The organism is Pseudomonas sp. FW305-E2, from assembly GCF_058782925.1.
Genome location: NZ_JBYSYE010000082.1, coordinates 1 through 7,726, shown reverse-complemented (window position 1 = coordinate 7,726; position 7,726 = coordinate 1). Strand labels below are relative to the sequence as shown.

Annotated in this window: 8 protein-coding genes and 1 pseudogene; 5 read left to right on the top strand and 4 right to left on the bottom strand. The window is 63.6% G+C overall.

What is annotated here, in order from left to right; all coding sequences use genetic code 11:
* On the bottom strand, nt 1-249 hold a 249-nt coding region (locus AC3WLP_RS27565), incomplete at its 3' end, for a thiamine pyrophosphate-binding protein (RefSeq protein ID WP_256591203.1).
* A 185-nt stretch (nt 250-434) separates the two neighbouring features.
* Between AC3WLP_RS27565 and AC3WLP_RS27560 the strand changes: the two genes are divergently transcribed.
* Nucleotides 435-1,316 carry a LysR family transcriptional regulator gene (locus tag AC3WLP_RS27560; RefSeq protein ID WP_004374921.1) on the top strand — a complete coding sequence of 294 codons (882 nt, stop codon included), beginning with the start codon at nt 435-437 and terminating at the stop codon, nt 1,314-1,316.
* Here the strand turns inward: AC3WLP_RS27560 and AC3WLP_RS27555 are convergent.
* Nucleotides 1,301-1,960 (bottom strand): alpha/beta hydrolase, encoded by a 660-nt coding sequence (locus AC3WLP_RS27555; RefSeq protein WP_088513137.1) that lies wholly within the window; start codon nt 1,958-1,960, stop codon nt 1,301-1,303. The two genes, AC3WLP_RS27560 and AC3WLP_RS27555, sit on opposite strands and share 16 nt — an antisense overlap.
* A gap of 267 nt (nt 1,961-2,227) precedes the next feature.
* Between AC3WLP_RS27555 and AC3WLP_RS27550 the strand changes: the two genes are divergently transcribed.
* The 3 genes from AC3WLP_RS27550 to AC3WLP_RS27540 all read left to right on the top strand — a co-directional run bounded on the left by AC3WLP_RS27550 (nt 2,228) and on the right by AC3WLP_RS27540 (nt 5,418).
* Nucleotides 2,228-3,412 carry an MFS transporter gene (locus tag AC3WLP_RS27550; RefSeq protein ID WP_033725485.1) on the top strand — a complete coding sequence of 395 codons (1,185 nt, stop codon included), beginning with the start codon at nt 2,228-2,230 and terminating at the stop codon, nt 3,410-3,412.
* A 62-nt stretch (nt 3,413-3,474) separates the two neighbouring features.
* The gene (locus AC3WLP_RS27545; RefSeq protein WP_004374928.1) at nt 3,475-4,326 is read left to right on the top strand and encodes a LysR family transcriptional regulator; all 852 of its coding nucleotides are present in this window, start codon (nt 3,475-3,477) and stop codon (nt 4,324-4,326) included.
* A gap of 96 nt (nt 4,327-4,422) precedes the next feature.
* A complete protein-coding gene (locus tag AC3WLP_RS27540; protein ID WP_088513136.1) occupies nt 4,423-5,418 on the top strand; it encodes an aldo/keto reductase in 996 nt (331 codons plus the stop codon).
* Here the strand turns inward: AC3WLP_RS27540 and AC3WLP_RS27535 are convergent.
* Nucleotides 5,411-6,673 carry a HAMP domain-containing sensor histidine kinase gene (locus AC3WLP_RS27535; RefSeq protein WP_088513135.1) on the bottom strand — a complete coding sequence of 421 codons (1,263 nt, stop codon included), beginning with the start codon at nt 6,671-6,673 and terminating at the stop codon, nt 5,411-5,413. The two genes, AC3WLP_RS27540 and AC3WLP_RS27535, sit on opposite strands and share 8 nt — an antisense overlap.
* Nucleotides 6,670-7,371 (bottom strand): response regulator transcription factor, encoded by a 702-nt coding sequence (locus AC3WLP_RS27530; protein WP_088513134.1) that lies wholly within the window; start codon nt 7,369-7,371, stop codon nt 6,670-6,672. The genes AC3WLP_RS27535 and AC3WLP_RS27530 overlap by 4 nt, the downstream gene beginning before the upstream one ends.
* A gap of 197 nt (nt 7,372-7,568) precedes the next feature.
* On the opposite strand from AC3WLP_RS27530, the pseudogene AC3WLP_RS27525 reads away from it, so the two are divergent.
* Nucleotides 7,569-7,726 (top strand): annotated as a pseudogene (locus AC3WLP_RS27525) (hypothetical protein); the annotation flags it as partial.

Genomic DNA, 7,726 nt, shown 5'->3' with positions numbered 1-7,726 from the left:
GCTGGCGGTCACCAGGTTGGTGGCACCAGGGCCGAGGGTCGACAGGCTGACGCCGGTCTTGCCGGTCAGACGACCGTAAGTGGCAGCCATGAAACCTGCAGACTGCTCGTGACGGGTCAGTACCAGCTTGATCTTCGACTTGCGCAGGGATTCGAGCAGGTCGAGGTTTTCCTCACCGGGAATGCCGAATACATACTCGACACCTTCGTTTTCCAGGCATTGCACAACGACATCGGCGGCCTTGGCCATTTGGGGTACTACCTCAAAATCTTTGTGGGATTGCAGATTTATTAAGCTGCGTGACTGAGATGTTGCAGGATGTCTCAGTGGCGCGCATCGTAGGCCCTCTGGTTAATAATAATAAATATATTGTTATGATGCTTAGCATCACAGTTCGTTATGAATGCATCTCGCATGAAAGGTAGCACCCCTCAATGAACCTCAAGGCATTGCGCTGCTGTGTCGAAATCGTCCGGCAAGGCAGCTTCACCAAGGCCGCGCAGCACCTGCACATCGCCCAGCCCGCGCTGAGCATGGCCGTCACCCGGCTGGAAGAAGAACTGGGGGTAACCCTGTTCAACCGCACCACGCGCAAAGTGATCCTCACGGCAGAAGGCGAGCAGTTCTTGCCGCGCATTGCCTCTGCCCTGCGCGAAATGGACGTTGCCCGGCAAGAACTGCGCGACATGGCCGACCTCAAGCGCGGCGAAGTGCGCCTGGGTATCCCGCCGATGTTCGGCCTGCACTACGTCCCCGGGTTGATGAACGCCTTCCGCAAGTCGTACCCGGGCATTGCCATGACCGTGTTCGAAGGCAGTGCCGAAGACATTGGCCATCGCCTGGAGCAACGGGAAATCGACCTGGCGCTGCTGGAGTCCCGGCGTGTACCGCCCGACAAGGAGTCGATCCTGCTGGGCAGCGACGAGATGCTGGCGTGCATGCACCCGGATCACCCCTATGCCGGTAAGGCCTACCTCACCGCCGAAGACCTGCGCAATACCGACATGGTGGTGTTCGATCGCACCTTCGTTCAACGCCATCTTCTGGATGCGTTCTTCGCCGAACATGGCATCACTTACCAGGTGGCGCTACAGAGCAACTTCGTCTCGCTGGTGGTGCAGGCCGCGCTGGACAACATGGGGGTGGCGACCCTGCTGCGCTCGGTGCAGCAACGCACGCCAGGCATCGTCGGCGTGCCGTTCCGGCCAGCACAGCAGATGAGTTTCCGCTTGTGCTGGCGCTCGGGGGAATACCTGTCGCTGGCCAGCAAGCGGTTTATCGACTTTGCTGCACAGACGCATTACCTGGAGCGGTGAGGGCCAGTCTTCTGGGCGAGATGAGCAATCACCTGCTCCGCGGCACGCCCCAGGCAGCCTTTGAAAAAGTGATTGGCACCGGCGTATACCGACACTGCCCGTTGCTCAGGGCCAGCCCATTGCAGCAGGTTGGCCAGCGGTGCCATTTCATCCTGTTCACCATGGAGTAACAGGCAATCCCCAGGCAGCGGCAATGGCTCGTAATAGCGCCCTCCCGGTACATCCCCCACCGGCAGCCCCATCAATGCGACTGCCTGCAACTGCCCTTCCAGCGCACAGGCAACCCGGGCGAACACGTAGGCCCCAAAGGAAAACCCGACCAGCGCTACCGGCAGCTCGGGCTGTTGCTGGTTGAAGTGACGGATGACCGCGATGCAATCCTCGGCTTCACCGATGCCCTGGTCGTGCGCGCCTTGCGTCTGCCCCACCCCACGAAAGCTCGGCCGTACCACTTGCCAGCCGGCTGCGCGCAGCTGCCGTGCCAGGGTCAGTGGCACGATATGCCGTGGGCTACCGCCCAGCAGCGGTTGCGGATGGCTGACCAGCACCAGCCCTTTGAGTGGTCCGTCGGGGTAGTCGATCAACAGCTCGATCTGGCCGACGGCCCCATCGATAAGCAGCGGGTTGCGCGGGGTATCTGACATTGCAGTTGTCCTTGTGAACCGAATGTGTGGCGCGTGTACTCACCGTTTGCCGAGCGTTGGCGCGTCACCGCCCGCAGTCTAAAAGAGCAGGCGTACCCGCTGCCACAGGGTCCCGTCACTTCAGCCAGGGGCGTAGCAAGCGCGCCCGCACTGAGCAGGAAACGGGCTGCAACGTCGCGGCAGACGGGGCAGCATCCTCGACGTTGCAGCCATCGATTGACTATTATCCCGCCTTGAACGTTTCAGCATGTTTCAATAGGGATACAAATGTCAGTCCAGGAACGCCCCCCGCTCCCCAGTAAACACACCGTCGCCAAGATGGAAGCCGCCATGGCACTGGGCAGCTTTGCCATCGGCACCGGCGAATTCGCCATCATGGGCCTGATGCCCGACATTGCCAGCAATTTGCAGTTGAGCGAGCCGCAGGTGGGCCATGCCATCAGCGCGTATGCGCTGGGGGTGATGGTTGGCGCACCGACACTGGCCATTCTCGGTGCCAAACTGTTGCGCAAGCACATGCTGCTGCTGTTGATGCTGCTGTATGCCGTGGGCAACCTGGCCACGGCCTTTGCCCCCTCGTTCGGTGGCCTGGTCACATTTCGTTTCATCAGCGGCCTGCCCCACGGCGCCTACTTCGGCATTGCCGCAGTGGTCGCCTCGAGCATGGTCGCCAAGGATCAGCGCGCGGGGGCGGTTGCCCGGGTAATGATGGGCCTGACCTTGGCCATGTTGCTCGGCAACCCGGTTGCCACTTTCCTGGGCCAGTACTTCGGTTGGCGTTCGGCATTCGTGCTGGTCGGCGCGATCGCCCTGTGCACCATCGCCCTGGTCTGGCGTTTCGTGCCCCAGCGCCACGACGAAACACGCAGCGACCCGCGCAAGGAGCTACAGGCCTTTGCCCTCCCACAGGTATGGATGGCGCTGGCCATCGCTTCGATCGGTTTTGCCGGCATGTTCTGCGTGTTCAGCTACCTGGCACCGACCATGCTGCACGTGACCCAGGTGTCGCCACAGTGGATTCCGTTTGGTCTGGCGGCGTTCGGCGTGGGCGGTATCGTCGGCAACATCGCTGGCGGCAAGCTGTTCGACCGCCTGCAGTTCCGCGCCGTGGGCTTGGTACTGATGTGGTCGGTCGCCGTGCTGCTGTTCTTTACCTTCGCCGCCCAGGCGCTGTGGAGCCTGCTGCTGGGCATCGGCCTGGTGGGCACCATGATCGCGCTGGCGGCACCGCTACAGATCCGCCTCATGGACATTGCCCATGAGGCACCTAGCCTGGCAGCGGCGTCGAACCATGCGGCGTTCAACCTGGCCAATGCCCTGGGGCCATGGCTGGGAGGCATGGCGATCACTGCCGGCATGGGCTGGACCAGCACCGGGTACATCGGCGCCGCGACTGCGCTGGTTGGCCTGGGCATCTACCTGGTGGCGCGGCGGATGAAAGGCGGTCATTGAAGCCGGCAGGGTCATAAAGGGTTACCCTACCCCTTTTAGCACCCGCCACTGCCGAGTCATTCATGTTCGATTGGGAAGACCTGCGCCATTTCTCCGCCTTCAGCTCGGCCGGCTCGCTGTCGGCCGCTGCCAAGACCCTGGGTGTCGACCACGCCACCGTGGCCCGGCGCATCGCCTCGCTCGAAGCTTCGCTCAAGCTCAAGCTGGTCGACCGACGTCCCCGCGCCTATGCCCTCACCCACGAAGGCCAACGCGTTGCGGAACTCGCCGAGCAGATGGCCATGTCCTCTTTTGCCCTGGCGCATTTCGCCAGCGCCGGCCAACAGACAGTGGAAGGCGAAGTGGTGCTCTCGGCACCACCGGCGCTGCTGGGCAGCATCGTCGCCCGGCGCCTGGGCGAGCTGTACCAGCGCTACCCACAGCTGCGCCTGAAGCTGGTGGGCAGCAAATCCAAGGCATCCTTGGTTCGCCGCGAAGCTGACATCAGCATCGCCCTGGCGAGGCCGACAGAGCCAACTCTGGTGGTCAGCCTGCTGGGGCACCTGGATTACCGGCTGTATGCCTCGCCCGGTTACCTGGCCAGCGCAACGGTCAGGCGCTACATCGGCTACGACGAGTCTCAAGCCCGTTCCCCACAACAGCAATGGCTCAACCTCCAGGCCGGCCAACAGCCGTTCGCATTGCACAGCAATGACCTGCGCATCCAGGCCCAAGCCTGTGCCGGCGGCATCGGCATCGCCTGCCTGCCCGCGTTCATGGCACAGGAACACGGTCTGAAAGAAGCAGGCAGCGCCCAACAGACAATGAGCATCGAAATCTGGCTGGCCGTGCATGAAGACGTGCGCGCCACACCGCGGATCAAGGCGGTTACCGACTTCCTTCAGCAACAGGTGCGGCCGCTGCTACGCTTGTGAATTCTTGCAGATGGCGCATGCATCAATACGGAATTTTCGCACAACCCTGCCCGCGTTAGGCTAACTCCATCACTCACGCCCTTGAAGGAGACGACGATGCAGTACGTAAAGCTGGGTAGCACTGGGCTGGACATTTCAAGGCTGTGCCTGGGCTGCATGACCTTCGGTGACCCCGACGCCGGCACTCATCCCTGGACCTTGGGCGAAGACGCCAGCCGGCCGATCATCCGCCATGCCGTCGAGCAAGGCATCAACTTCTTCGACACTGCCAACAGCTATTCCGCCGGCACCTCGGAAATCATCCTCGGCAAACTCCTGAGGGAGTTTACCCGCCGCGAAGAAACCGTGATCGCCACCAAGGTGTTCTTCCCTGCCAACATGTGGGAAGGCGCCAGCCGGCCCAATGAGCAAGGCTTGTCACGCAAGGCGATCATGGCCAACATCGACGCCAGCCTCAGCCGCCTGGGCACAGACTACGTCGACCTTTACCAGATCCACCGCTGGGACTACCACACCCCCATCGAGGAAACAATGGAAGCTCTGCATGATGTGGTCAAGGCCGGCAAGGCGCGCTACATCGGTGCATCGTCGATGTATGCCTGGCAGTTTGCCAAGGCGCAGCAGGTAGCCGCCAGCCATGGCTGGAGCCGCTTCGTGTCGATGCAGAACTACCTCAACCTGATCTACCGCGAAGAAGAGCGAGAGATGATCCCGCTGTGCCTGGATCAAGGCGTCGGCCTGATGCCCTGGAGCCCGATGGCGCGCGGCCGCCTGACACGACCGCAGGGGCAGCAAACCCAACGCACGCGCACCGATGTGTCCGGGCAATCGTTCTATGAAAAGACCGAGGTGGAGGACGGCCGGGTAATCGATGTGGTCGAGCAGATCGCCAGCGAACGGGGGGTGCCGATGGCCCAGGTTGCGCTGGCCTGGGTGCTGGGTAGGGCCGGCGTTAGCGCCCCTATCGTCGGCGCCTCGAAGCCCGCCCACCTGGACGATGCCCTGGGCGCACTGTCACTGCAGCTGAGCGAGGACGAGGTGGCGCGCTTGCAGGCCCCTTACGTTCCCCACGCGGTCACCGGCTTCAAGTAGCAATGGCTTGCGGCAGTTCGATGCGCACCCGCAAGCCCCCTGTGGCGGCGGCCAGCGCGGTGATGCTGCCACCGTGCAAGGCGATGGCACGCTGGGCGATCGCCAGCCCCAGGCCGAAGCCGTCGCTGCTGTCGGTGCCACGGTCGAATGGTTCGAAGATGCGCTGCAGGCGCGCCGGGTCGACGCCTGGGCCATGGTCGCTGACGCACACTTGCAACCATTGCCCACCTGGTGCCGGTGCGGCCTCCACCAATACCGCCGTGCCGGGCTTGGTGTAGCGCACGGCATTGCGGATGACGTTCTCGAAAGCCCGGTACAGGAGCTCTTCATGGCCATGCATGAGAAACGCGCCCTGAGCCAGCAAGGACACCTGGCACTGCTTCATGCCTGCCTCGAAACGGGCATCCTCGACGATCTGCGCCAGCAGTTCGACCACATCCACGCTGGCGAAGTCATTGTTGCCTTGACGGGACTGGGCACGGGCCAGGGTCAGCAGTTGCTCGATCAGGTCGTCCATGCGCCGCGACTCGCGCTCGACCCGCTCCAGCATGTCGGGCCGGTCGGGTTGCTGGCGCATCAGGCCGATGGCGGCATGCATGCGGGTAAGCGGTGAGCGCAGCTCATGGGAAATATCATGCAGCAGGTTCTGCTGGGCCTGCACCAGGGCCTTGAGCTGGCCGGCCATGCGGTCACAGTCCTCGGCCAGGTCGACGATTTCGTCACGGCGCTTGCCCAGCCGCGGCCTGACCCGCACATCGAAACGGCCTTGGGCAACCTGGCCCATGGCCTCGCGCAGCCAGGTCAGCGGCCGGGTCAGGTAAAAGCTGCACAACAGCGCGAACAGCGCGCTCATCACCGCCCCAGTCACGAACGGGCCAAGGTTGCGTGGGCGCGGTGCCATACCGACACGGGTGGCCACCGAAGCGCGCAGCACCAGCGGGCGGCCGTCACGGTCGAGCAGTGCCTGCTCGAAACGCGCCACGTGCACCGTTTGGCCAGCCAGCAAGCGGCCTTGATCGTCGTAAAGGCCTACTTGCACATCCTGCGGCTGTGGCGACACGTCCAGCAACTGGCGGCCGGCCCGCTCGCCATACCGTTCGAGCAATTGCAGCTCGGTGGCCAGCAGCGAACGCAGCCCGGGGGTATCGCCGCGCAGTTCATTGAGCATGAAGGCCCCCGCCCCCACCAGGAAGGTCAGGGTGTTGGCCAGCCAGAACGCCAGGAACAGCTTCCAGAACAGACGCCGGCGCATCATTCGACGATCAGCATGTAGCCCATGCCGCGCACGCTCTGGATCCAGCTGCTGCCATCGGCACGCGGGCCAAGTTTTTGCCGGATGCTGCTGACGTGCACGTCGATGCGTCGGTCATAACGGGTCAGCGGCCGGCCCAGGGCATTGAGCGACAGGTCCTGCTTGCTGACCAGCTGACCGGCCTGGCGCGCCAGGGCTTCGAGCAGGCTGAACTCGGAGCCGGTCAATTCCAGCGTGGCTGCGCCCCAGCGTGCCTCGCGCCGCCCCGGCCACATTTTCAATGCACCGCTGCGTACCTGTTCAGGTACCTCGGGCGCGCTGGTTTCACCCATCAGGTGTGGCTTCACGCGGCGCAGTATCGCCCGCAGGCGCGCCACCAGCTCGCCAGGAGAGCTGGGCTTGGGTACATAGTCGTCGGCACCCAGCTCCAGGCCGGCGATGCGGTCGATGTTGTCGCCACGGGCCGTCAGCAGCAGTACCGGCACCTGGCTGCGCGCGCGCACGCGGCGTAACACTTCGATGCCCGAAATGCCGGGCAGCATGACGTCCAGCACCACCACCTGGAAGTCACCGGACAACGCCTGGGCCTCGCCTTCTTCGCCGGTGTCCACGGCCGTTGCCTGGAAGCCTTCGCGCGCCAGGTACAAAGAGAGCATTTCGGTCAGTTCGCGGTCGTCGTCGACCAGCAGCACAGGGATCATCAGGGCCAGATATCGCAATTGCAGGGGGGGTAATGATCGCCCTACGCGCCGGCACTGTCACCGCCGGCCGGTCGGACTTTACACATCTTTACCCTCGGCTAACCGCGCCGTACACAGCCCGCCCGTATCCTCATCGCCCGCTGCTTGCGGGTTGCCCGCGCTCGCCTCCCTCCAAATCCGCTTGTCTGGAACCCCCGATGAACTACCCGCGCCTGTTGCTCTCCATCCTGCTGCTGAAAGCCACGCTGGCCCAGGCCTCACCGTTCAGGATCGCCGACATTCGCGTCAACGGCCTGCAGCGGGTTTCCGCTGGCAGTGTGTTCGGTGCCTTGCCGCTGAACGTTGGCGACCAGGC

Excerpts from the sequence above, each read along its gene's own strand:
- AC3WLP_RS27560 (WP_004374921.1), top strand. The coding sequence starts at position 435 with ATGAACCTCAAGGCATTGCGCTGCTGTGTCGAAATCGTCCGGCAAGGC.
- AC3WLP_RS27555 (WP_088513137.1), bottom strand. The coding sequence starts at position 1,960 with ATGTCAGATACCCCGCGCAACCCGCTGCTTATCGATGGGGCCGTCGGC.
- AC3WLP_RS27550 (WP_033725485.1), top strand. The coding sequence starts at position 2,228 with ATGTCAGTCCAGGAACGCCCCCCGCTCCCCAGTAAACACACCGTCGCC.
- AC3WLP_RS27545 (WP_004374928.1), top strand. The coding sequence starts at position 3,475 with ATGTTCGATTGGGAAGACCTGCGCCATTTCTCCGCCTTCAGCTCGGCC.
- AC3WLP_RS27540 (WP_088513136.1), top strand. The coding sequence starts at position 4,423 with ATGCAGTACGTAAAGCTGGGTAGCACTGGGCTGGACATTTCAAGGCTG.
- AC3WLP_RS27535 (WP_088513135.1), bottom strand. The coding sequence starts at position 6,673 with ATGATGCGCCGGCGTCTGTTCTGGAAGCTGTTCCTGGCGTTCTGGCTG.
- AC3WLP_RS27530 (WP_088513134.1), bottom strand. The coding sequence starts at position 7,371 with ATGATCCCTGTGCTGCTGGTCGACGACGACCGCGAACTGACCGAAATG.